Annotated in this window: 16 protein-coding genes and 3 tRNA genes; 4 read left to right on the plus strand and 15 right to left on the minus strand. The window is 59.4% G+C overall.

Going from position 1 to position 23,163, the window contains the following annotated elements; genetic code table 11:
• Positions 1–9: 9 nt before the first annotated feature.
• The 3 genes from iolB to ACP7A4_RS11925 form a co-directional block, all read right to left on the minus strand.
• The gene (gene iolB / locus ACP7A4_RS11915) at positions 10–819 is read right to left on the minus strand and encodes a 5-deoxy-glucuronate isomerase (RefSeq protein ID WP_426247001.1); all 810 of its coding nucleotides are present in this window, start codon (positions 817–819) and stop codon (positions 10–12) included.
• Positions 816–1,709, minus strand: coding sequence for a myo-inosose-2 dehydratase (iolE, locus tag ACP7A4_RS11920; RefSeq protein WP_059762139.1), 894 nt, complete (start codon positions 1,707–1,709; stop codon positions 816–818). Before iolE ends, iolB begins: the two co-directional genes overlap by 4 nt.
• Positions 1,710–1,788: 79 nt before the next feature.
• Complete coding sequence (locus tag ACP7A4_RS11925; protein ID WP_426247003.1) at positions 1,789–3,726, minus strand: bifunctional 5-dehydro-2-deoxygluconokinase/5-dehydro-2-deoxyphosphogluconate aldolase; 1,938 nt, start codon at positions 3,724–3,726, stop codon at positions 1,789–1,791.
• A gap of 290 nt (positions 3,727–4,016) precedes the next feature.
• Here ACP7A4_RS11925 and ACP7A4_RS11930 point away from each other — a divergent pair, with 290 nt between their 5' ends.
• The 4 genes from ACP7A4_RS11930 to ACP7A4_RS11945 all read left to right on the plus strand — a co-directional run bounded on the left by ACP7A4_RS11930 (position 4,017) and on the right by ACP7A4_RS11945 (position 7,904).
• The gene (locus ACP7A4_RS11930; protein WP_059762137.1) at positions 4,017–4,937 is read left to right on the plus strand and encodes a MurR/RpiR family transcriptional regulator; all 921 of its coding nucleotides are present in this window, start codon (positions 4,017–4,019) and stop codon (positions 4,935–4,937) included.
• 482 nt (positions 4,938–5,419) lie between these two features.
• Positions 5,420–5,716: a type VI secretion system contractile sheath small subunit gene (locus tag ACP7A4_RS11935; RefSeq protein ID WP_053221307.1), complete on the plus strand. Its 297-nt coding sequence runs from the start codon at positions 5,420–5,422 to the stop codon at positions 5,714–5,716.
• A 203-nt stretch (positions 5,717–5,919) separates the two neighbouring features.
• Positions 5,920–6,639: an HPP family protein gene (locus ACP7A4_RS11940; protein WP_426247006.1), complete on the plus strand. Its 720-nt coding sequence runs from the start codon at positions 5,920–5,922 to the stop codon at positions 6,637–6,639.
• Positions 6,640–6,806: 167 nt separating this feature from the next.
• Positions 6,807–7,904 (plus strand): GGDEF domain-containing protein, encoded by a 1,098-nt coding sequence (locus tag ACP7A4_RS11945; RefSeq protein WP_426247008.1) that lies wholly within the window; start codon positions 6,807–6,809, stop codon positions 7,902–7,904.
• Between the two features lie 24 nt (positions 7,905–7,928).
• Here ACP7A4_RS11945 and pelG read toward each other — a convergent pair whose 3' ends face one another.
• From pelG to ACP7A4_RS12005, 12 genes are all read right to left on the minus strand, one after another.
• Complete coding sequence (gene pelG, locus ACP7A4_RS11950; protein WP_059762134.1) at positions 7,929–9,299, minus strand: exopolysaccharide Pel transporter PelG; 1,371 nt, start codon at positions 9,297–9,299, stop codon at positions 7,929–7,931.
• A complete protein-coding gene (gene pelF, locus ACP7A4_RS11955) occupies positions 9,300–10,817 on the minus strand; it encodes a GT4 family glycosyltransferase PelF (RefSeq protein WP_059762133.1) in 1,518 nt (505 codons plus the stop codon).
• Positions 10,814–11,800: a HEAT repeat domain-containing protein gene (locus tag ACP7A4_RS11960; protein ID WP_059762132.1), complete on the minus strand. Its 987-nt coding sequence runs from the start codon at positions 11,798–11,800 to the stop codon at positions 10,814–10,816. Before ACP7A4_RS11960 ends, pelF begins: the two co-directional genes overlap by 4 nt.
• The gene (locus tag ACP7A4_RS11965) at positions 11,778–13,142 is read right to left on the minus strand and encodes a PelD GGDEF domain-containing protein (RefSeq protein ID WP_059762131.1); all 1,365 of its coding nucleotides are present in this window, start codon (positions 13,140–13,142) and stop codon (positions 11,778–11,780) included. The genes ACP7A4_RS11960 and ACP7A4_RS11965 overlap by 23 nt, the downstream gene beginning before the upstream one ends.
• A 5-nt stretch (positions 13,143–13,147) precedes the next feature.
• A complete protein-coding gene (locus tag ACP7A4_RS11970; protein WP_059762130.1) occupies positions 13,148–13,666 on the minus strand; it encodes a hypothetical protein in 519 nt (172 codons plus the stop codon).
• 34 nt (positions 13,667–13,700) lie between these two features.
• On the minus strand, positions 13,701–17,312 hold the full coding sequence (locus ACP7A4_RS11975; protein ID WP_426247011.1) for a tetratricopeptide repeat protein: 3,612 nt from the start codon (positions 17,310–17,312) through the stop codon (positions 13,701–13,703).
• Positions 17,290–20,100: a bifunctional glycoside hydrolase 114/ polysaccharide deacetylase family protein gene (locus ACP7A4_RS11980; RefSeq protein ID WP_426247013.1), complete on the minus strand. Its 2,811-nt coding sequence runs from the start codon at positions 20,098–20,100 to the stop codon at positions 17,290–17,292. The genes ACP7A4_RS11975 and ACP7A4_RS11980 overlap by 23 nt, the downstream gene beginning before the upstream one ends.
• Before the next feature lie 521 nt (positions 20,101–20,621).
• Positions 20,622–20,698: transfer RNA gene (locus tag ACP7A4_RS11985), tRNA-Asp, on the minus strand.
• A gap of 100 nt (positions 20,699–20,798) precedes the next feature.
• A tRNA-Asp gene (locus tag ACP7A4_RS11990) sits at positions 20,799–20,875 on the minus strand.
• 56 nt (positions 20,876–20,931) lie between these two features.
• Positions 20,932–21,007, minus strand: a tRNA-Val gene (locus ACP7A4_RS11995).
• Positions 21,008–21,129: 122 nt separating this feature from the next.
• On the minus strand, positions 21,130–21,900 hold the full coding sequence (locus ACP7A4_RS12000; protein ID WP_177332341.1) for an SDR family oxidoreductase: 771 nt from the start codon (positions 21,898–21,900) through the stop codon (positions 21,130–21,132).
• Between the two features lie 5 nt (positions 21,901–21,905).
• Positions 21,906–23,117, minus strand: coding sequence for an O-succinylhomoserine sulfhydrylase (locus ACP7A4_RS12005; RefSeq protein WP_203303539.1), 1,212 nt, complete (start codon positions 23,115–23,117; stop codon positions 21,906–21,908).
• Between the last annotated feature and the right edge of the window lie 46 nt (positions 23,118–23,163).

Genomic DNA, 23,163 nt, shown 5'->3' on the forward strand with positions numbered 1-23,163 from the left:
CCCAAAAGGTCAAAGATCCATCAGCCAGCTGTGCTGCGGGTCGTTGTGAAATTGCCAGACCCGCTTGGGACCTGCCATCACGTTTAAGTAATAGGACTCGTAGCCGTAAGGCACGCTCACCGGGTGATAGCCCTTGGGCACGACCACCAGGTCGCTGTTTTCCACCGCCATTGCCTGGTCAAGGCTGCGATCGTCGGTGTACACCCGCTGGAACACAAAGCCTTGCGCCGGGTTGATCTGGTGGTAATAGGTTTCTTCGAGAAAGCTTTGGTGTGGCAGGTCGTCAGTGTCGTGCTTGTGCGGCGGATAGCTGGACGAATGCCCGGACGGGGTACGCACCTCGACCACCAGCAGCGAGTGTGCCGGCTCGGTGTCCGGCAAGATGTCGCACACATAACGGGTATTGGCGCCTTTGCCGCGCACGCTGCGCTTCATGCTCTGGGGGCTGATCAGTCGCGGACCGAGCCCCGCACTGGCCGAGCCGGGGGCTGCGCACACCGCGATTTGCACGTCGCTCAGGGCCTGCACGCTGGCTTGACTGCCGGGCGGTAAATACGCGGCAAACGGGGACTTATCGTCGAACACCGACAGGCGATCGCCAATGTCGGGCCAGTTGAAAGCGCCCTGCTCCGGTGCTTCGCCACCGATGCTGACCCGACCGCTGAGCAGCACCAGGCACAGCTCCTGGTCCCCGGCCGTCACCGGCAAGGTTTCACCTGCCTTGAGCCGGTAAGCGCTGAACCCCACGTATTGCAAAGCACCCGGCGGCAGTTGCACCACCGTTTGACCAGCGGCCTGGCTTTTGATCAGCAAACTCATGAACTGACCCTCGCGTCCAGCAACGCGCGCAGGGTTTGATAGCCTTTTTGCGCATAGGCAAAACTCGGCGCGACGGCCGGGTCCTGCTCGGCTTCAACCACCAGCCAGCCGTGGTAATCGGCCGCCAGCAACACGTCCAGCAGCTCGGCAAAATCAATGTCGCCATCGCCCGGCACCGTAAAAGTGCCGTTGATGATGCAGTCCGGAAAGCTCCACAGGTGGTTGCGCGCCAGTTGCACCACCGGTTTGCGCACGTCCTTGAAATGCACATGGCAAACACGGCCGATGTGCTTGCGCAGTACCTCCACGGGTTCGCCGCCGCCCATGTAGCAGTGGCCCGCGTCGAATAACAGGCCGACTTCAGGGCCGGTCAGACGCATCAAAGTGTCGATATCGGACGGTGATTCAACGTAAGCGCCCATGTGATGGTGATACGCCAGACGAATGCCCTGCGACAGGGTGAAGCGCGCCAACTCGTTGAGCTTGTCGGCGTATGCCTGCCAGGCCTGTTCGCTGTGAAAACGCGGGCGCTCGATCAGGGGAATGCGCTGGCCCTGAATCGAGTCGGCGACTTCGCCATACACCAGCACCGTGGCACCGTTTTGCGCCAGCAGTTGCACATGGCTGGCAATGGCGTCGATTTCTTGCGCGGCCGAACGTTGGGCCAGACGGCTGGAGTACCAGCCCGACACCAGCGCCAAATCATAGGGGCGCAGCACGTCGCCCACGCCCTTTGCGTCTTTGGGGAACTTGCCGTTGAGTTCAAAGCCTTCGTAACCGATTTGCTTACCCTCACTGAGGGCGGTGCTCAATGGGGTCTCGCCGCCCAGCGACGGCAAGTCATCGTTACTCCAGGAAATCGGGTTGATGCCAATACGGATAGCGGGCATGGCTGCACCTATTATTGTTGTCTAAGTAAGTCTCTGGCAGTGACCGCCCGCCAGCACGAGCGGGCCTTGCAACGCAGGCTCAGCGGCGAGCGGCTTGCCAGGCGTCAATCAACTGCACAAAGGTGCGCTGCACGTGCTCAATCAGCGTCGCATCGTCGATTTCACCGGCCAGCCAGGCGCGACCGGGTTCCTGAAAAATCGTGCGTCCCACGGCAAAGCCCCGGCAGGTGGTACTGTTGCGAGCGTGGCCAAAACCTTCAGCCAGCGCCGCCGCCGGAGCATTCAAGCCCAGCAGCAGCACGCCACGGCAATACGGATCTCGCGCTTGAATCAGCGCATCGAGTTGTTGCCAGACCGCAGGGGTTTGCGCCTCGATTTTCCACCACGCCGGGTAGATCCCCAGGTTGTACAAGCGCTTGATGGCGCGGTACATCACATCGGGGAAGGTCGAGGGGTGGTCTTTGGGCGGAATGATTTCCAGCAGCAGTTCGTGACCGCTGGCCAATGACGCCTGATACAGCCCTTTGATTTGTGCCTCCTGCTCCAGTCGCAGCATTGGCTCATCGTCGGGATGGAACTGCACCAGGCATTTGATGATGTGTTCTTGCGGCCAGGCAATCAGGTTGCTGCCAATCGAGCGCCCGTGCTCAAACGCCAACGGCCTGGAGCCTTGCACTTCAACCGGGCGGGCGATCCACCAGCCTCGACCGGTGGCTGCATTGAGCGAGTCCTGACCGAAACGCTGGTCAGCCAGCAAGCCGACATCGGCGTCGATGCCACGTTGGCGCACGTCGGTTTCAACCTGCTCCACGGCTTTGATGAACAACTGCTTCAATGCGCAAATGCTGGCGTGATCCCGGCCATATTGCTGCGCCATTTCCAGCAACTGCCAGCGATGGTCGAACGCGAACACAAACAGCTGTTGCCACTGTTTGCGCGGCACGCTGACTTGATGCAAACGCTGCAAGGCTTGGTCTTGGTCTGGCCGGGTAATGGGCACCGGGCTATTGAACAAGTAATCGAGTTCGGCGCGGGTCGGCATGGCGGGGGCGCACGCATGGCGCGATACCACCAGTGCACCGCAGGCATTGGCAAGCTGGCAGCAGCGCTCGTCGGTGGCATCTTCCAGCCAGCCACTCAGGAAGCCCGACATGAAAGCATCGCCTGCCCCCAGCACATTGAGCACTTCGACACGTACGCCGGGGTAAATGGCGCCGTCTTCCAGACGGGCCGGGATCGGGCCGTGAATCACCGTGCACCCTTGCGGCCCCAACTTGACCACCAGCGCCGCGTCCGTCAGCGAACGTACTTTACGCAGGGCCGCCAGCAAGTCTGTACCACCACCTGCAATCAGAAACTCTTCTTCGGTGCCGACGATCAAGTCAAAGCGCGGCAGAATCGACTGTACATGGGCGCTGACAGTCTCATTCGCGACAAAACGGGTTTCGCCATCCGCCTTGCCGGCCAAGCCCCACAGCACCGGGCGATAGTCGATGTCGAGGACACGCCGGACGTTGTGTTGTTCGGCGTATTCGAGCGCCTTGAGACTGGCCTGATACACGCCTTCAGTAGAAAAATGAGTACCGGTAATCAGTAACGCTTTGCTGATGCCTATAAAGGCCGGGTCAATGTCATCTGCGCGCAGGGCCATGTCGGCACAGTTTTCACGATAGAACACCAGGGGGAAGGTTTCGCGGTCTTTGAGGCCCAGCAGCACCAGGGCCGTGAGACGTTGCGCATCGACTTTGACAGCGCTGACGTCACAGCCCTCGCGGGTCAACGATTCGAGCAAAAAGCGCCCCATGTGGTCGTCACCCACCCGGCTCAACATCGCTGAACGCAACCCCAGGCGCGCCGTGCCAAAAGCAATATTGGCTGAAGAGCCACCCAGGTACTTGGCAAAACTGCTGACGTCTTCGAGCCGCGCTCCGACTTGTTGCGCGTAGAGGTCGACGCCCAGGCGTCCAAGGCAGATCAGATCCAAATCACGCCCTGTGGCAAAACGAGTCTGTCCCATGGTGGCTCCTGTTATTTTTATCAGCCTGCGCTCATCACCTCACTCGGCCCGAGCGCTCTTCGTGAATCGAAGACTAAAACGTCGCTGCGAAATAAACAATATTTATTCCATATAATTTTAATGTAGAATTTTTGTTCCAGAATGATCCTGCCTTGTTTTTTTTACGCGTGCATCGATTCAGCGCTTCGCCGTTTGAGTCGCTGGTCAGGATTTTATGTGCACCTACCCTGTAAACTGCGCAACCAACAGGCTGCCCGTTACAACCCAGCGCCCTCTATAAGGATTCCTCTATGCCCTTCACCGATCAGCCGGCGTCCGTCGAGCAAGCGCCAGAGAGCGAATTGACCAGCCCGCCGGTGAATGCCGAGCGCCTGCTGCACCTCATTACTGAGCAATACGAGAGCCTGCCCCGACAGCTCAAGCGCATTGCCAGCTACATGAGCCAACAGAGCGACCGCATCATGGTCGACCGTATCAGCGATATTGCCCGCGAATGCGAAGTGCACCCTTCAGCCATCGTGCGCTTCTCGCAGCGTTTCGGTTTCAGTGGGTTCAGCGAAATGCAGGCGCTGTTCCGCGAGGCCTATACGCACAAGGCCACCCCGGTTCAGAACTACCAGCAACGCATTCGCAGCATGATTGCCAACAAATCGCAGAAAGCCAGCGGCGGTGATCTGGCCCGCGAATGTATCAACGCCACGCTGTCTGGCATCGAACGCCTGGGCCTGGAGCTCGACGACCAAGCGTTCGAAAAAGCCGTGGATCTGGTGGTCAACGCAGACAACATCTACGTCGTGGGCGTGCGCCGCTCATTCGCCGTGGCGGATTACCTGGTGTACAACTTGCAGCACACCAACAAGCGCATCCATCTGATCTCCGGCCTGGGTGGCAGCTACCGCGAACAAATGCGCAGCGTGCGTGCCAATGACCTGGTGATCGCTATCAGCTTTACGCCCTATGGCAAAGAAACCCAGCACTGCCTGCGCATTGCGCAGTTGCATCAAGCCAAAACCCTGATCATCACTGACAGCAACCTGTCACCACTGGCCAAGCGCGCCAACAGTGTGTTGCTGGTCAATGAAGGCAGTTCTTTCGCGTTCCGCTCGCTCAGTGCCACGTTGTGCCTGTGCCAGGCGCTGTTCATTGCAGTGGCTTACCGGCTGGAACTCAAAGTCGACGAGATACATGAACAGGCGGGGTTCGATGACTAAGGCAGGTCGCTCAATCAATTGCACCTCAAGCGTTTAAAGGCAGCATGGGGTTATATCGGTGTCTTTCGCTGTAAGACTTTTACATCGACTCCCGTAAACCCTTAGCTAAAAAATCGTCAGCGTTTTTGGGGCAAAACTTCCTCCCCGCCGTTTGAAAAATCTTACGAGTTTCTCCGTAAATCTTATCGTCAGCTACTCACTGCCTGACAACATGTCCCCTGCCCCCGGCCTTACAATCGTTCCCACCAATCCAATATCCCGACCCGAGTAAACAGCGCTTGTGTCACCACTTGTATCGCGCACGCGCTGCCGACCTCTGCCACACACAACCTGTTACCACTCACCTGTCAGTCAACTCGCAAAACACGTCACCCCAGAACTGTTGTTTTGATGGCGCCCACGTGCGGTGTGCGACCGTTAAATGGTTTTCGAGGATGCGCTCGCCCCCCGCCCACCCACCTTCATAGATGGAGTACAACGTGATGAGTCATGCCGTAATTGCTAACGACCAGGACCCGCCAGAGCAAAGCCCGCTGCTGCTTGCACCCACTGCCAGCGTCAGGCAATCACCCCCACACAACCGGGACATGAACTGCGTCCCCGAGTTGAGCAGGCTGGTCAGACTTCGCGATGCACTGCTGGTACTCAAAAGCCCGCTGAGCAGCAGCTCTGATTGGCGCAATCTCCTCGAGCAGCAATTACTGAGCAATGATGCCCATGAACGGATACTTGGCAAATTGGTGGTCACAAAACCATTACCCCCTGTAAGCAGTGGCTAAACCTTGCCACGACCTCGGCGGCCCGCAGCACAAAGCTCATTAATAATGAAGTTAACCATCATTACTATGAATTTGCGGAATTAATAAGCTGTAGGCAGACTGCACCGGTTCCTCCCCCATGAAGGAACATTTCAAGGGCTTGCCGGTTACCCCGCCAAGCCTTTTTTTGGCCTCAGCCTGACCAAAACCGGACCTTCGCCACCATGCAAACCCGCTGGATCCGCCGCCTATTGCCTGCGGCCACAAACACCCGACCGATTGAGTGGAGCCGTGCCGCGATTGGGGTGTCCCTTGGCACTTTGTTCAGCGTATGGCTGTGCAGCGTGTTTTTCGGCCTGCCCGTTGCCATGCATTTGATCGGCCCACTCGGCGCTTCGGCGATTTTATTGTTCGCCGTGTCCTCCGGCGCTTTGGCGCAGCCGTGGTCAATCCTGGGCGGTTATCTGTGTGCCACCGTGGTGTCATTACTGGTGGTTCACTTTTTGGGACGTGACCTGGCCAGTGCCTGCCTGGCCGTCGGAGCCGCATTGATCATCATGTGCCTGTTGCGTTGCCTGCACCCGCCCGCCGGTGCGCTGGCCTTGCTGGTGGTGCTGGCAGACCCGGACAGTACGCGCCTTGGCTGGGAATTACTGGCCCCCGTCATGCTCAGTGCGCTGTGCATGCTGCTGGCCGCTTTGGCCTACAACAACCTGACCCGTGTGCGCTATCCCAAAAAACACACCGATCCGGCCCCCGCCGCCGTGGTTGCCCCCACAGCACCCGGCGACCCCGGCATTACCGCTGAGGACTTGCAACACGCACTGGCCAAGATGGACGCTTTTATCGACGTCACCCCTGAAGACCTCGAAGAGCTGATTCGCACCAGCGAGCACTATGCCCGGCGGCGCAGCATTGGCGAGGTCTTGTCACAGGCCAATTGAGCAGATGTTCACAGGGGAGACAGACCGCTTGAATGATCCGGCCTGTTAACCGTCAAAGTCCTGCTAGGGTTACCCATACGTGCCCGCGGACGTTGTTTTGATGCCATTGATGTCCCGGATTCACGACCGCTGAGTGCCCACTTCGCCGACCGTGATCAAGGCTTGCAATGCTCAAAACCATTGACCATGAAATCTCAAAATACGCCGCCCCGCCTGCCGTTCAAGCTGAGTTTGCCCAGCACGACTTTGAAAAACTGCGCAACTTTTGCCGTCTGACCTACGCCGCCAGCATTGTCATCTGGCTGCTGTTTGACTTGATCGTCAGCTTCAAGGGCGGTCAAGGCTTCACGGTGTTATCGGTCGTGTTTGTCTGCGCGATGGCGGCGCTGACCATTGCTCTGGGTTTTATCCGCAAGGCCCGCCATTTTGACGTGTTGAATCTGATCTTCGTGCTGGCGATTACCCTGGGCATCCGCTTGATCATTTTTGGCCTGCCCGCCGACACACAGCCCATCTGGCTGATCCTTGCCACCTCAAGCATCCTCTATAACGCTTCGGTCTTGCCGTTGAGCCGCTGGGGTTTTTTGGCGGTGGTCGGGGTGACCTGGGGGGTTCTTAACCCGTTCTTGATGACCGAAGTGCAACTGTTTGACCTGCGCGGCAGTTTGATCCTGTGTTATTTCGCCTTTCTCAGTTGCCTGACCATCTACAGCTTCTTCAAGCTGCGCAGGGTCAAACTGTACAACTACACCATGTCCAAATTGTTGCTGACCCAGGCGTACATCGACACATTGACCGAGATCCCCAATCGCCGCTCATTCATGTCCCGCGCCACCAGCGTGTTGGCGCAAAGCCCGCGCATGCACGACCACTACCTGGCAATGATCGACATCGACAATTTCAAACGGGTGAATGACCAGTACGGGCATGACATCGGCGATGAGGTACTCAAGCGTACGGCGGCCAGCATCAAGGCGGTGATGAACGGTTATGAATGTGCGCGGCTGGGGGGCGAAGAGTTTGCCGTGTACCTGTCAGGCGTTCGACGCGCCGACGTCGAACGCCTGATGGCGACGTTGTGCAGCCAAGTGCGCAACGACCCGGCTGCCCACCCTGTGACTGTCAGCATCGGCCTGGCCAGAGTGGATGATCAGGACAGTCTGAACCAGGCCCTGGCCAAAGCGGATAAAGCGTTGTACGCCTCTAAACACGCGGGCAAAGACCGGTTTACGTTCTATCGCTCAACCCTCACCGGGCGCGAATGACGGCTTGACCCGGGCGATGCGTGCTTAATGGCTGTGCATGAACGTGTGGTACTCCAGGTCATCCAGTGCCGCGGACAATTGATGCAGGGCCACCAGCACACAGACCAGCAACGACAACGTAAACCCGTAGCCAAAGAAGCTTGGCCCCAGGTACAGACTGAGTAGGGTCAAGGCGCCGTTGAGCAACACGAACATCACGCACAACTTGAGCACAATGGCGCGTTTGTCGAGGTAAAAGAACACGTTGAGTAACGCCATGAACACCACCTGAATGCTCACCCCCACCAGATCAATGTAGAACAGCGGCAGGTAATAACTGGAAATCCCCAGCCATGCCAGCAACTGCGGTGCAAACAAAAACAGCAACACGGCCGTCAAGCCTTGCACCTTGCAGATTTCCAACAGGCCCTGCTGAATCGACAGGGTCATTTCGGCTTTTATCTGGCCGATGTGTTGCAAGGTTTCACCTTCGCGGATGGCCCGGAACAAGCGGTCGTACCACTGTGCAAAATCGGTTTCGATACGCACCAGAAATACCGCCATGCCGGGAATGATCGCCAGGTACGCAAGAAAAATCGGCAAATCGTAAAGCACCGAAGAGCGCATCGGCCCAATCACCGCGCTGGACGTCGCCGGGTTAAACCAGAAGATGAACTTGTCGATCCAGATCCCCAGGTTGTAGCAAAGTCCGGTCAGCAACAGGCTAGGGAACACGTGGCGCCGGTCCAGAAAGTCAAAGGCCACCAGCGTGTCGGCGCGGTACTCGCGCAAGATGTCGTACAGGTACAAAAACAACAGTGAGCCGTGGCCAATCAACAGCGCCAACAACAAACCGTTGATGCCCATGAAGCTCAGCAGGTACGCACTCAGCACCATCAGCGAATAGCCCACCAGCATCACCAGCAAGATGCGGTTGTAGGCCTTCATCCCGGACAAAAAGATGATCACCAGCCACAAATTGCACAGCGTTACAAAGTTGGCGAGCACCAGCAGGCGATAGATCAACGGCTCGTCAAACAGCACCCACAGCAACAGCGTGCCGAGCAGGCCCGCGCTCACCGTCACCAGCAGAAGCACCCCGACCAGATTGGGCAGGATGCGTGAAAACTTGCGTTCAAACAGCCGATCCGACACGAACCGGGTGAAAAACAGCTGCAAGCCGCCCGTGAGAATCAATGAGGTGGCCATCAGGTAGGTCACGGTAATCAAAAATTGCCTGACCAGCATCTCGGGCATGAGCAAGCCCAGGCTCAACACCCCCACCAACATCACGCTGACAATCGACAGCACCCACGGCCCGGAGCTGATCAACCCGGCGTAGACATAGGCGTGCAAGGTCGCGGTGTAGGAGTCGCGCGACAGTATTTTGCGCAGTTCAAAACCGATACCGGCCATTTACACCGCCTCCATAGCTGCGCGATACAGCGCGCGATAACGTTCGAACATCAGGTTTTCTCCGTAATAGCGATGCACCCGCTGCAAGCCGCTGGCCTGCGCCGCCTGCCAACGCCCGGGGCTGCGCAACAGGCCCAGAATGGCCTGCGAGGTGGCCTGCGGATCGGCAATCGCCACCACTTCCCCACCCAGCCCCAGATCGCGGTCCTCCGCCACACCGCCTTCGATCAACTCACGGCACGACCCCACGTCGCTGGAAATCACCGGAATGCCGGCTGCCCATGCTTCCAGGATCACCAGCGGCTGCGCTTCACTGATCGAGGTCAGCACCATCAGCCCCAACTGCGGCAGGATGTTTTGAATGCTTTGAAAACCCAGAAAAAGAACGTTGTCTTCCAGCCCCAAACTGGCCACCAGGCTGCGGCATTCACTGACGTAGGCCGGGTCTTCTTCTTCGGGACCGACGATCCAGCCCTGTACATCAGGCATCGCGCTGACCACGCCGCGCATGGCACGGATAAAGGTTTTCACGTCTTTGATCGGCACCACACGGCCGATTAACCCCACCACCGGCAGCATCCCTTCTGGGCGGGCTTGCAGCGCGGCGGTCCACTTGGGCAGGTCGATGCCGTTGGGAATCACTTGCGTGCGCACGGCCTGCGCCCCGTCTTTGATCTGGCGCTGACGGTTGCCGTCATACAGCGCGATGATGTTGTCGGCATGGTCATACACCAACCGACCGATGCGTTCGAAAAACCGAATCCACAACGTACGCATATAGCCGGTGCCCGCTTCCAGGCTGCCATTGAGCGCCTGTTCGCTGCTTTCGGCGATCCAGCTGGCCTGCGCCAGATCAATCTTGCGTTCCTTGGTGTAAATACCGTGCTCGCTGAGCAAATAACGGCACCCCCAGCGTTGCTTGAGGATGCACCCCACCAGCCCCGCGTAACCGGTTGAGATAGCGTGCAACACCTTGGCGCGCGGCATGTCGCGTGCAGCTTCAGCCAGCATCAACAACGGTGACTGCATCGAGCGCAAGGTCCAGAAGTAGTTCACGAACGAAGGGTCGCCACAGTGCTTGAGATAACCCGCGCTCAAGGTCTCCCAACTGGCGCGACTGCGCAGCACGTCAGCCAGGCTCAGGCGGTCTTGCGCCAACGCATCGAGCAATTGCTCACCCTGGGCCACAGTGGGTGGGTCGGGATGATGTAAAAACCGGTACAGATTGGCCAGCTCGGGGGCGATGTTCTGGTCGTCAGCTTTACCCGCAGGACGGCCTTGCCACGCCTCCTCCAGAAACACCTCTTTGATGTACACCACGTTGGGCGGAATGTCGTAATTGCGGCGGCTGTACGCCGTGCGCTGCCCACCGATGAACAGCACTGAAAAGGTCACATCGGGCAAACCCAACAACATCTGATGAATCCAGCTTGAGACCCCGCCGCGCACATACGGCCAAGTGCCTTCAAGCAGCAAGCAGACATCCGCCATGGGCGTTTCGTTTTGAGACGGGTTCATAACCAGCACCTGGCCAAATCGGCAAACGGGGGGCGACGCAACACGTCGGCGGGCAACGCGGCCAGCAGCGGGGGTATTTGTTGGTAGTGCCCGGCCCTGAAAGCAATTTCGGCGTGAAAAGGAATCAACAAGGTGGCATCGATGCCTGCTTTTTCAGCCGCCTCCAGGTGGGCCTGCGCATGGGTCAGCGAGTCCATTTGCAGCGCGATACGCCCCGCCAGTAGATGCAACTCGCCCCCCTCACCTTCGCGCAAGCCCTGTTCGGCGTGCTCGCAGGCTTGGCGCAATACGTGCTCCAGCACACTGCCCTGTGCCAGCCCCAGATACGCCAGTTCCCAATACCAGCGCGCCAGCGTGGCGTGCAAGGCGCCAGTCGCGGGAGGTTTGGCGCCAGCTAACTGTTTGAGGTCGGCCTGAATCCGCTGGTTGATGTCGTTTTCCTGCTTGTCGAGCATCGAGTACGCCAACAAGCGCACATCATCGCTGGGATCGGCCAGGGCCAATTTGAGCATTGGAATGGCCTCTTTACCCGGCATCCGCCGCGTGGTCAGCAAGGCGGACAGCCGCAGGTCGGGGTCCGGTGCATGGCGCAGTACATCCTGTAGCCCGCCGTCGCGAAAAATCGGCGAATGCAGCGGCTGCGAGCGAAACGGCAGCTTCGGGATACCCAACGCCTGCCACGCTTGCTGATCACGCGGGCGCGGCAAGTACAGCGCCGGGAATATCACACAGGCGACGCCCAGCGCCCCGATCACCGGGATAAAAAACACCAGTGAAAACAGAAACAGCGGGCTCCAGGGCAATGGGCTGCGATAGCGCGCCGGTAACAGCATCCACACCCCGGCACACAGCAGACCGCTGGCCGTTGCGTGCACCAGCGTATACAACGCAAACGCCTGCCCCGGCGGCAAGTCAAGCCACAGGCTGGACCAGCCGCTGGCCTCCAGTATTACGCCAAGGCTAAATAGCCATTTGCTGATCATTCAGACCACACTCGTTGAACAGGAAATTACGCAAACCGCCACGCTCGCTGACAGGCGTCAGGGTGTACGGCAACACGCGCACGCCCAGACTGTGCAGGGTGTGCTCTTGACCAAAGTGTTCATGCACCAACGTGCCCAGGCGGCTCAGATAGCCTTGCGCACCCTCGCTGCTGGTCAACGGCAGCAACACCAGCAACCCCTCGTGATCGCGCTGATTACGCACGCTCAGTTGCAGGTCAAGCCCGCGCTGGCTGCGCTCGAACAGCCCGAGCAGTTCAGGATTGGGGTCACTCCATTCGAAAAAGTACAAACAGGCCGACAGGTCATGCTGTTGCACATCGATCAAGGAACGTTTGAGCTGCTGCGCGAAATGCTGCGCATCGGCATCGGGCAGTTTCAAGCTGTGCGCATCACTGCTCAACAAATCGGCAATGTGCCCCGCCAAAAGCGCCAACAGGCTTAGCGTGCGCTCCTGAAACGCAAAGAACGGCATTTGCCGCACCGCCAAAATAGCCAGCAGCCGACCTTCGGTGTCCATCAGCGGCACACACACCTGCAACGAGGAGAACTCACTCTGCTCACCGTTATCGGTGAGGTTGCTGCGCACGCTGACCAACTCGTTGCGCGCCAGGCATAACGTGATCAACGGGTCATGGATCGACAAGTGCCCCATCACCCCCAGGGTCGCCAGCGGCTGGTCGATGACCAAACGTTGCGCGTCAACCCGATACAGGCCCGCCACGCGCAACGAACCGTATTGCCCCGCGATTGCCAGGATCGGCTCGGCCATGACCGTCAACGGGTCGTGCGTGCCTTGCAAGCTGCGCAGGCGTTCACGCAGGCCCAACAGCGAACTGCGCAGGCTTTGATCGCTACCCGCCACGCGCTGTTCCAGACGGTCATGGGACACGCGCAACACCTGATGATGGCGAGTGAACTCGTCGAGCCGGTATTGCCGGTAATTGTTGGCCATTTGCAAGCGTTGCAGGCGTCGGTCCCACAAGTCGCGCACCTCGCCCACTACCATCGTGCACACCAGAATGCCGACGATGAATGACGGCGAAATGTCGGCGTATACCGGCCAGCCTTGTTGGCGCAGGACAAAAAACGTGATCACCACCAAACACGCGCTGACCAGCCCGCGCACAAAGCCATAGCGCACACTGATCAGCAGCGGCGCGAGCAACGGCCAGGGAAAATCGCCGCGCAATTGCAGCGGGTCATCAGGCGTCAGCCACAGGCCAAGGCCAATGGCCAGCGCACTGACCAGCACGGTTTCGATCCACGAGGCCGGACCCTTGGCCCGGGGCGCAAGGCTGAAATCCATATGAGGGGAATTCATCACCGTTACTCGACCCGCAGGCCACCGACCAGTTTGTTCAGCACTTTCTGTGCTGAACCGGCCAGGCTTTCACGCGACCAACCCGCACGCGCGCCGCTTTTGCTCCACAGCACACGGCCGGTGGCGGGTTCGATCACGCGCAGGCTGATGCCCACCGCTGGCTCGCCATCCAGACCGTTCTTGTACTGCCACTCCTCGACGCTGCCCGCGACCACATAATCGAGTTTTTGCTGACGCGCCCATTCCAGCGCACTGTTCAACCGCTCATTGTCATCGAGCAACGCCTGTTCGCCCTGCGCGCTGGCCGGGTACACCTGAGGCTGCAAGCCTTTGCTGCTCAATACGCTGAGCAGGATTTGCTCGCTGCGCTCCCCGGCTTGCGGGGTTTGCGAATAGTTGACTAACGGCACGATGCCCCACTGCGCATCGCGTGAAAGTGCCGGGCTGGTTTTGCCGGTGAAGCTGCTGCACCCGGCCATGAGCATCACACTCAAAACCAGCGTCAGGTTACGGATTGCTTGCATAGTGTTTCTCCACGTATTCGTTGTCATTGATTGTTCAGCGTCCAAAACGCAAGCCGTAGCTCACGCCCAGCGTGCCGCCCGCCCCCGCGCCACCTTGCGGTGAGGACTGGTATCCGACTTTGAGTGCCAACTCGTCATCGCCCAACAGCACCATGCCGATCCCGGTGTCGATGCCGTAATTGAAGGTTTTGTCGACCCACTGCCAACCGGCCGTCACGTCCACCAGCCAGGTGTATTGCGGTTGGGTGCGGTTCAGTGCGCCCGGCATGCCACGCCGCCACGAACTGCCCACATACACTTGGCCGTAGCGCGCCTGGAGCAAATCGCTGGCGCTCAGCGGCGTTGTCACATCGACAGCCTGAGCACCGATCACCCGGCCATCGTCATCCTCGACCGGCTCTTGCTCGTAAACCGGCTTAAGGAAGGCATTGAGGTCATTCAGCTCGCCGCTTTTAAGGGCGTTACGTTGATAATCAGCGCCCGCGCGCACCACCCAGTTCGGCCCTTCAAACTCAAGGGTGTGGGCGAACTCAAGCTTGGCTTCCTGTCCCGACCCCAGCGCATCGCCCGCACGGGTCGAGAAGCGGTTGTGCGACAGTGCCCAGCTCAATTGGTCACGGGCCGAAAAGCCGTGCTGGCCTTTGAGCCAAAGGCCATCATGCTGACCCAGTGCGCGCATCAGCCCGGTGTCGTCACTCTGACGATGCCAGTCGACGCCGGTTTCGATCTCATCGGTGGCACTCAACTGCCAGGCACGGCTCAAGCCCAACCCGTTACGGTTGTGGTCCTTGCGGGTGCTGATGTCGGCAATCAGGCTGTAGCGCCCATTGTCGAGTTGGCGTTGCAAGGTCAGCAGCGCATTACGTTCCTGACCCAATTCACCGTCGCGCAACTGATCGCTGTTGTAGCGTCCCTGGCCGAGCACCAGGCTGGCGTACCAGTCGTCATTGAGGTGGCGCGCAACCGTCAGTTGCGGGCCCGACACGTCCAGCCCGCCGAAATCCTTGCCCTCCCACGCCAACTGAATGCCCTGCGGCGTGCGGTCGAGCATTTCAACGGCCTGACGGCGCAACTGCTCGCCAATCATCGCGGGTTGTTGATCGCCCAGCGCCGACAGGCTCACGCCCAAGGCACGAGCGCCCTGGCCCAATTGGCTGAGGGCTTCGACCTGCTGCGCCGGGTCCAGCTCGCCGCTGGCCAGCAGTTGCTTGAGCATGTCGCGATTGCGGTCACGCAGCGCTTGTTGGATCAACTCAAAACGGTCGACCTTCAAACCTTGGCGACGGGCCCAGGCCAGCCAGTCGTTTTTCTGCGCGCCTTGATTGGTTTCGTCCAGGCGCGCCAGCAGGCGTTCGAACCATAGCTGCAACATGGCTGGCGAACCGTCTTGCCACTGCAAAGCCTGGCTTTGCGCCAGCCGTGATGAATAGCTGCTGGCCAACAGCCGGAGCCACATCGCATAACGCTGGGAAGATTCCACGCCCGGTTGCAGGTCGGCGGTGCGCGTCAGCTTCAGGCGCAACCGCTGAGCCGCTTCCAGTGAACCTGCGGCCTCCAGCGCATCGGCATACCCGGCTTGCACCAGCCAGTCCTGCGGGTTGGCTTTGAGGTACAGGCGGTACCAGGCCAGCGACTCGCGGGTACGCCCGACCATCTGGCTGGCACTGGCAAACGGCAGCCACAGCAGGTTGTCGTTGCGCGCCCGGGCCCGCCACTGTTGCAGCAACGGCGCCATATCGGCCGTGCGCCCCTGATCGATGTACAGCCACAACAGGCGCTCACGAAACAGGTTGTCATCGTTGTAGCGCGCCAGCCCTTGTTTGAGCAGGCGTTCGGCATCAGCGAAGCGTTTTTCATGCACGGCCAGCCCGGCCCGGGCGGCCAGCACCTGTTCTTGAGCATCAGCCTTGGGCCATGCCTTGGCGCTGTCGAGTAACGCACTGACTTGCGCCCAATCCTGTAGCTCTTGCGCCACCTGCAAAGCCACGACCAGTCGTTGCGGGTTGTGGGTGGTGTGCCAACTGGCAACCATCAAGGCCAGCGCCTTGACCGGGTCACGCTTGCGGTACAGGTTGGCCAATTGCTCTTCTTCGCCGTAGCTCAACGAGCCTTTGATCGCCAACAGCCTTTCGAGTGCGGGCTGCAAGTCATCGTCGCGCTCAAGCTCCCAGGCCAAGGCTGCGCGCAGGTCCCAATACTCGGCGTCATCGATGTGTTGATTGTCGATGTCCAGCACCTGCCATGCCCCTTGGTTGTCAAAGAACCTCAAGTGGGTACTGGCCCAGTCCACGCGCTCGGCGACGGTGATTGGAAAGTGCCGCGCCATGTCTTGCATGACCCGCGTCTTGGCCGGGTATTGTTCGGTGTTCTCCAGGTTTTGACTCAGACGCATCCAGGCCAGACGTTGCTTGGGGTATTTTTGCAAACTCGCCCGCAACACCGCTTCGGCCAATTGCGGCGTACCGCGCTGCTCGTGAGCGAACACCAGCGCATCCAGTTCGCCATCGCTGAGGCTGCGCGTCTCCAGCAGCCGGGTGAGCAATGGAATGCCGTGATCGAAATCAAACAGCTGAATCGACAAACGCCACGCATGCTCATACGCCGTGGGGTCGTCTTGCAGTTCGAGATAGGCCATCCAATAGTCCAGCGCTTGGTAGGTGTCACCCTTCCACTCGCCCAGCCGGGCCATCTGCGCCAAAAACGCCGCATCGCCGGTTTCGCTCTGCAATAACTCCTGGCCCACCGCCCAAGCACCCTCCTGATCACCAAAGGCCAGGCGTAATTTGAACTCTTTGCGCAGCGCTTCACGATTGCCCGGTTGCAGGGTGCGCCACTGCTGGATCAGAGTTTCTGCCTCGTGCAGCTGGTCGTGGGCGATGGCCGTTTCGACGCCTTGCTCCAGCCATTGCGGGTCGCTTTGCGGGTCGTTGAGTAGCGCCACGGCCTTGCTCAGCAACACCGCCGCTTCGCCGCCCCGATCCGCCGCAATCAGGGCATCAAAGGCTTGGCGCACGTAGCGCTTATGCTGCTCGGGCGCGCTGCTGGCCGCTGCCAGTTGCAGGTACAGGTCCGCCGCCCGCCCAGGTTGCTCGCCTGCCATCGACCACTGCGCAGCAGCGCTGAGCCACTTAAGGCGTTGCTCAGGGTCGCGACTGGCCAGCTCGGCATAACACTGGCCCGCCAACGCCGGGGCTTGCAGCACTAATAGCAAATCGGCCATGCGCTCCAGTGCAGGCACCGGCAATTGGCGGCGGTCCAGCAGGCTCAAGCGCTCGACCAACGCCGTGCGCGCGGCCTGATCACCACCCTGGGGCAAGTCCAGCGCATCGAGGTGCAATGCATAGAGCTGCGCGACGGTCGTATTGGGGTGCGGCCACTGGTTGAGGTGTTTGCGTGCCCTGGGGTAATCGCCCAGGGTCATCAGCAAATCCAGCAGCTTGATGCGCAACGCGTCGTCTTGCGGGTGCGCGGTGAGCAGCAGCTCAGCGTAGTTGGCCGAGACCTCATCCGGTTGGCGTTCATCGGGACGGAACACACTTTCCTGTTGGAAGGTCATCCACAACAAGCCACTCACGGCGGTGGCGACCACACCCAACGCCCACGGGTTGAGCAGCCGGGTTTTCTTAATGGCAGAGGAGTTGGGCATCACTCACCTGCTTGATTGGCAATTGGAACACCCACAGGCCGTTATCCGCACGAGCGGAAAAACGCTGCCCTTTGACATCAACGCTGCATGGCCCTGCCGCGCGGACTGAAAACTGGATGTCGAATTCACCGGCAAACGAAAAGCTCACCCGCCGATCATCCAGATAACGCCACTGTTGCAATGGCACGTTGGCCTCCTCCAGCGCCGGACGCGGGTCGCGCTCAGGGCGCAAGGCGAGTAGCGCGTGGTCGCTGCTCAAATGCACATAACGCCCTTCGGGCAGATCGCGCACACCGGCCACCCCTTGCGAGCGGGTCAAATCAGGCCAGCCCATCTGCGGGTCGATGCGCAAGGTGCGCAATGCATTCAGGCCACGCACTTGCCAGTCACCGCTGGCCGTGCGTGCAAGGCTCGACTCATATAAACCCCGCACCCGTGGCAGGTAATCACTCATCCACAACGAGATTGGCTGCTGCTTGATCATGAAGGCATAGATGTCGTCCATGACTTTGATCGAAGCCTGCTTGGTGCCGGAATAAAAGTGGTAGTAGAGGTGCAGCCCGCGCAAACGACGCGGGCTGTTGGTCAGTTCGAAGGTGTCGATGACATCGCGAAAGCCGTAGAACGGCCCCTTCCACAGGTTGGTGTACATGTTTTCGTTAATGATCGGCGCGTAGATCTGCAAGCCGCCCGAGGTGGGGCGCAGCAGCGGCGACAGGCCCGTCAGCGACGGGTTGGCATGCGTGATGACCGTGGTGCCGCCATTCACGTTCTGCAAACCCGCGTCATAGGCGTACTGAATAGTTGCCTCGTCTGGCAACGCATCCCCCGGCCAGAAAATCATCTTTACCGGCTTTTGCGGCGTGGTCAGGTGATTGTTGATGTAATCGCGGGACCCAAACACTTCACGCCGAAAGTCGATCTTGTTGTAGCCGGGGATTTTCATGTTCAGGCCGTATTGCGGATCGAAGCCCTCTTCTTTCATGGACTTTTCAGGCTGCATGAAGAACGGGTGGCTGAACGTATGAGTGGCAACTTCGACCTTGGGGTCGGCGAAGATCGTGCGTGCGATAGGCTCCAGCTCCTTGGCCAGAAACGGGAACATGCCGCGCGGCGAAATCTCGCCCTCGATGATCGAGACTGAGGTCAGGAAGGGATACGGTTTTATAAACAGATCCAACACCGACTGACCCGCGTAAGGCGTGCCGCGAATCTCCGCCCGGGACGGAAAACCATCACCGTCAATGTGTACGGTGGCGATGCGCCGACCGTTCTCGGTGGTGGTGTCCGGGTGCGGTTGCAGCGGCAAGCGCAAGGCCCGCTGCACGAAGGTGAACGGGTCGATGATCCAGCGGCTGGCCTCACCGTTGGTCTCAATCAAGTAAGGTGCCAGGGCGATACCGCCCCACGCGCCGATGGCGACAGGTGCGAATGAGTTACCTTTTTCGTCCGCCAGTAACAAGCCAGGCTTAGGGCCGTCCGGCAAAACTGACAGGGGGGTGAGCTCACGCGAGCGCAGCACCAGCGGGGCTTCAAAACTGCCAATCAAATGCGAGTCATGGCTCAGCAGTTTTAAGGCGCCCGGGCCACTGAACGTGCCCTGCTGCAAGCCCAGACGCTTGAGCAGCACCGTGTTCTCAATCGGCATACCGGCCAAAAACACCAGCGGCACTTGCTCATCCAGGCGTTGGTTGATCCAGGCATTGAAGTGCTGCGAATCCTGCGGCGGCCCGGTGTTCATCCAGCTCACTACGCCTGCGAACAAACCGCTGAAGCAATGCATGGGCAGCGGTTGATCCACCGCAAAATAATCAATCCGGTAGCCGAGGTATTCGAGCAGACCGCCGAGCATGACGTGTCCGGCGTTGGTGGTCAGGTCCCCTTCACGCGGGTCAAACAACAGGGCGATGCGCCGCGGCTGCACCTCGACCGTACTGACGCCCAGGTAATCGAGGTCCGGCGTGGTGACAAAGGGGATGAAGCCTTCCTGACGCAGTTGCCGAGCCAGCTTCCTGGCCTGCTCTCGCTGGCTGGGCGGCAGATAGTCAATGGCGACCAGCGGGATACCCTTTTCACGCAAGGGCTTTAAATGGATGTCGAGCCATTCACGGTCAGCTTCGGGCACCGGACGATAACGCTTGGCGCCTGCATCCCAACCGGCATGGATCGACTCGACCGCCACGGCCGCGGCAACACCGTCCAACTGCGGCAGCACTTCAAAGCCGCGATTGAAAAACAGTTTCAGGGTCGGCTCGCGGGTGTGAAGCTCGCGCAGAAAGCTGGCCAGGGCCGTTTGTTGGCTCGGCCACTCGGAGGGCGGCAGCAGTTGGAAACTGTCCAGCGTGTCGAGAAACAACCCGGCATAGCCTTGGGCTTGTAACGCATGGGCGCGCTTGAACAGGTGATCGCGCCATTGCGGCGAGGTCAAATCCATGACTTGGCTGTTCCAGGCTTTGTTGCGCTTTGAACTGGCGCCTTGATCCAGCCCCAACTCAATCAGCGTGGCACGGTCGCCGTCAAACTCCCCGACGGAGAGATACGCAAACGGTTGACTGCCCAGTTGTCGAATACGGGCGACATCGGCGGTGGACATATGGCCCGATTCAACCACCGCCCAATCAAACTGAGCGAGTTCCTGAAGAGGCGGATTATCGGCGTACCAGAACGCAACGCTCTCAGGCGCCGCTTGCGCAGCATGGCTGGCCGTTGCCCCGACCGAGAGTGACAACGCGGCAAACAGACGCAAAGCGACAGTCAACGCACGCCTCCTGCGAAACTTGAACTCCATAAATAATGTTTGACCTTAATGACCGAGTACAAAGCGGTTATTGCAGTGCTGACACGATTGGAGTCCTTGCAGAATGCGTTTGATCAGCCGTTAAACGACCTGGTTACCCACCCTCAGGTGGCCTTGGTTGATCCTGCGGCTCAATTCAATCGGCCACAGCACTGCGCACCAATTGCGGGCAAGCCTATGGATCCAATCCTGCACCGTCCAATTTGATTTTTTATCTCGGCAAGCAATAAGCGGCGGTTTTTTGACGACTCAACACTGACTTACAAGACAGAATCGGCAGCGCTGGAAAAATGACACACCTTTAAGAGGCGCGATTTAGAGCATCGGCAGGACATCGGAACGCTTTTCTTGAACAACCTGGCTGCACGTGTCGCTGAATGCAGACGACAACAGAGGTTGGCGAGTGGACCAAAGCCGAGCGGGAGGCAGGGTCAAATCGCAGGCACAAAAAAAGCGACCCTGAGGTCGCTTTCTTTGTAGCTACAGAGAGTTCAAGGGCTCTGCAGCAAATATGGCGCAGCGGACGGGACTCGAACCCGCGACCCCCGGCGTGACAGGCCGGTATTCTAACCGACTGAACTACCGCTGCGTATCGCTCGGACTTGCGTCCGTTTGAAACTTTGAAACCGTTGACTGAAAGCTTCGGTGCTTTTCAATCGCAAACCAGGCAAGCCTGATTTGTACAAATATGGCGCAGCGGACGGGACTCGAACCCGCGACCCCCGGCGTGACAGGCCGGTATTCTAACCGACTGAACTACCGCTGCGCGTCGGTTGGTGGTTCTTTTCAGAACGACCTTTCCCTTGCGGGAAACTCAAGAAGTGGTGGGTGATGACGGGATCGAACCGCCGACCCTCTGCTTGTAAGGCAGATGCTCTCCCAGCTGAGCTAATCACCCTTTGCTTCGTTGAGGCCGCGAAATTTACGCATCTATCGAAGCTAAGTCAAGGACAAGATTGAACTTTTTTTAAAAAAAGCTAAAACCGATAAACCTCGACTATTACCCACGACAGCTACGCCCTACGCTTCGTAGACCATTTTCTTGCTCATGCCGCCGTCAACCACAAATTCCTGCCCCGTCACAAAACCGGCATTGCGCGACAACAACCACGCCACCATCGACGCCACATCTTCGACAGTGCCGACACGCCCTGTCGGATGTTGGGTGTGGTCGGCGTCGGTGAGCGGCTGCGCACGACGCACCGAGGGGTCGCGAGCATCAATCCAGCCGGGGCTGACCGCATTGACCCGGATCTCCGGCCCAAGGCTGATGGCCAATGCGTGCGTCAACGCCAGCAGCCCGCCTTTACTCGCCACGTAAGCCTCGGTATCAGGCTCGGATTGGCGGGCGCGGGTTGAAGCCAGGTTGACGATGGCGCCGCAGTGCGCACGCAAGTAAGGCGCACAATGCTTGGCCAACAGCATCGGCCCGGTCAGGTTGACCGCCAACACCCGGTTCCAGTGCTCAAGGTCAAGACTTTCGAGGGTCATGTTGTGGGGATCGGCAATGGCAGCATTGCTCACCAGCGCATCCAGACGGCCAAACTGCCCAAGCACTTGAGCCACGCACTGGATAACGTCCGACTCAAGCGCCACATCCATCGCCACAAACCAGGCATTTTCGCCCAGCACCTTGGCCACTTTGGAGCCGCGCACACGGTCAATGTCAGTCAGCACCACTTGCCAGCCTTCACTCACCAGCCACGCGGCAATGCCCAGACCAATACCGCGCGCCGCGCCGGTCACCAGCGCTACACGCCCGTTACCGGCCGCGTGCGCTTCTAGAATCATGTCGGTCACAGTGCGGCTAGACCTCGCGCCAGATCGGCTTGCAGGTCGGCGACGTCTTCCAGGCCAACTGCAATGCGAATCAAGCTGTCACGAATACCCGCTGCTTCACGCTCCTGCGGCGCCAGGCGACCATGGGAGGTGGTGGCCGGGTGGGTAATGGTGGTTTTGCTGTCGCCCAGGTTGGCGGTGATCGAAATCAGGCGTGTGGCGTCGATAAAGCGCCAGGCGCCCTCTTTGCCACCTTTGACCTCAAAACTGACCACGGCACCAAAACCACGCTGCTGACGCTGAGCCAGTGCGTGTTGCGGGTGACTCTTGAGGCCCGCGTAATGCACTTTTTCGATGCCGTCTTGCTGCTCAAGCCATTCGGCCAGGGCCAACGCGCTGGCGCAATGAGCACGCATACGCAAGTTTAGGGTTTCCAGACCCTTGAGGAAAATCCACGCATTGAAGGGGCTCAAGGTCGGCCCGGCCGTGCGTAAAAAACCCACTACTTCTTTCATCTGCTCGCTGCGCCCTGCCACCACACCGCCCATGCAACGACCTTGGCCGTCGATGAATTTGGTCGCTGAATGCACCACGATGTCGGCGCCCAGCTTGAGCGGCTGTTGCAGTGCCGGCGTGCAGAAACAGTTATCTACTACCAGCATCGCGCCTTTGGCATGGGCCACTTCGGCCAGGGCCGCAATGTCGACCAGCTCGGCCAGCGGGTTGGAAGGCGATTCTACGAACAGCAATTTGGTATTGGGTTTGATGGCCGCGTCCCAGCCCGACAATTCGGCCAGCGGCACATAGTCGACCTGCACACCAAAGCGCTTGAAATACTTTTCGAACAGACTGATGGTCGAACCAAAGACGCTGCGCGAGACCAGAATGTGGTCACCGGCGCTGCACAGGCTCATCACTACCGACAAAATAGCGGCCATGCCCGTGGCCGTGGCCACTGCTTGCTCGCCACCTTCGAGTGCAGCAAGGCGCTCTTCAAAGGCGCGCACCGTCGGGTTGGTGTAACGCGAGTAAACGTTGCCTGCTGCCTCGCCCGAGAACCGTGCAGCCGCATCAGCAGCCGTACGGAACACGTAGCTGGAGGTCAGGAACATGGCGTCACCGTGTTCGCCCTCAGGTGTGCGGTGCTGACCCGCACGCACCGCCAAGGTGTCGAACGCTACGCCCTCAAGGTCGCTATCCAGCCGACCGGCATCCCAATCCTGACTCATACTGACCACTCCTTGCTGTAATGACTGCTGTGTATTGACGACTGCG

The sequence above is a fragment of the Pseudomonas sp. TWR3-1-1 genome (assembly GCF_049896545.1).
Taxonomy (GTDB): domain Bacteria; phylum Pseudomonadota; class Gammaproteobacteria; order Pseudomonadales; family Pseudomonadaceae; genus Aquipseudomonas; species Aquipseudomonas weihenstephanensis.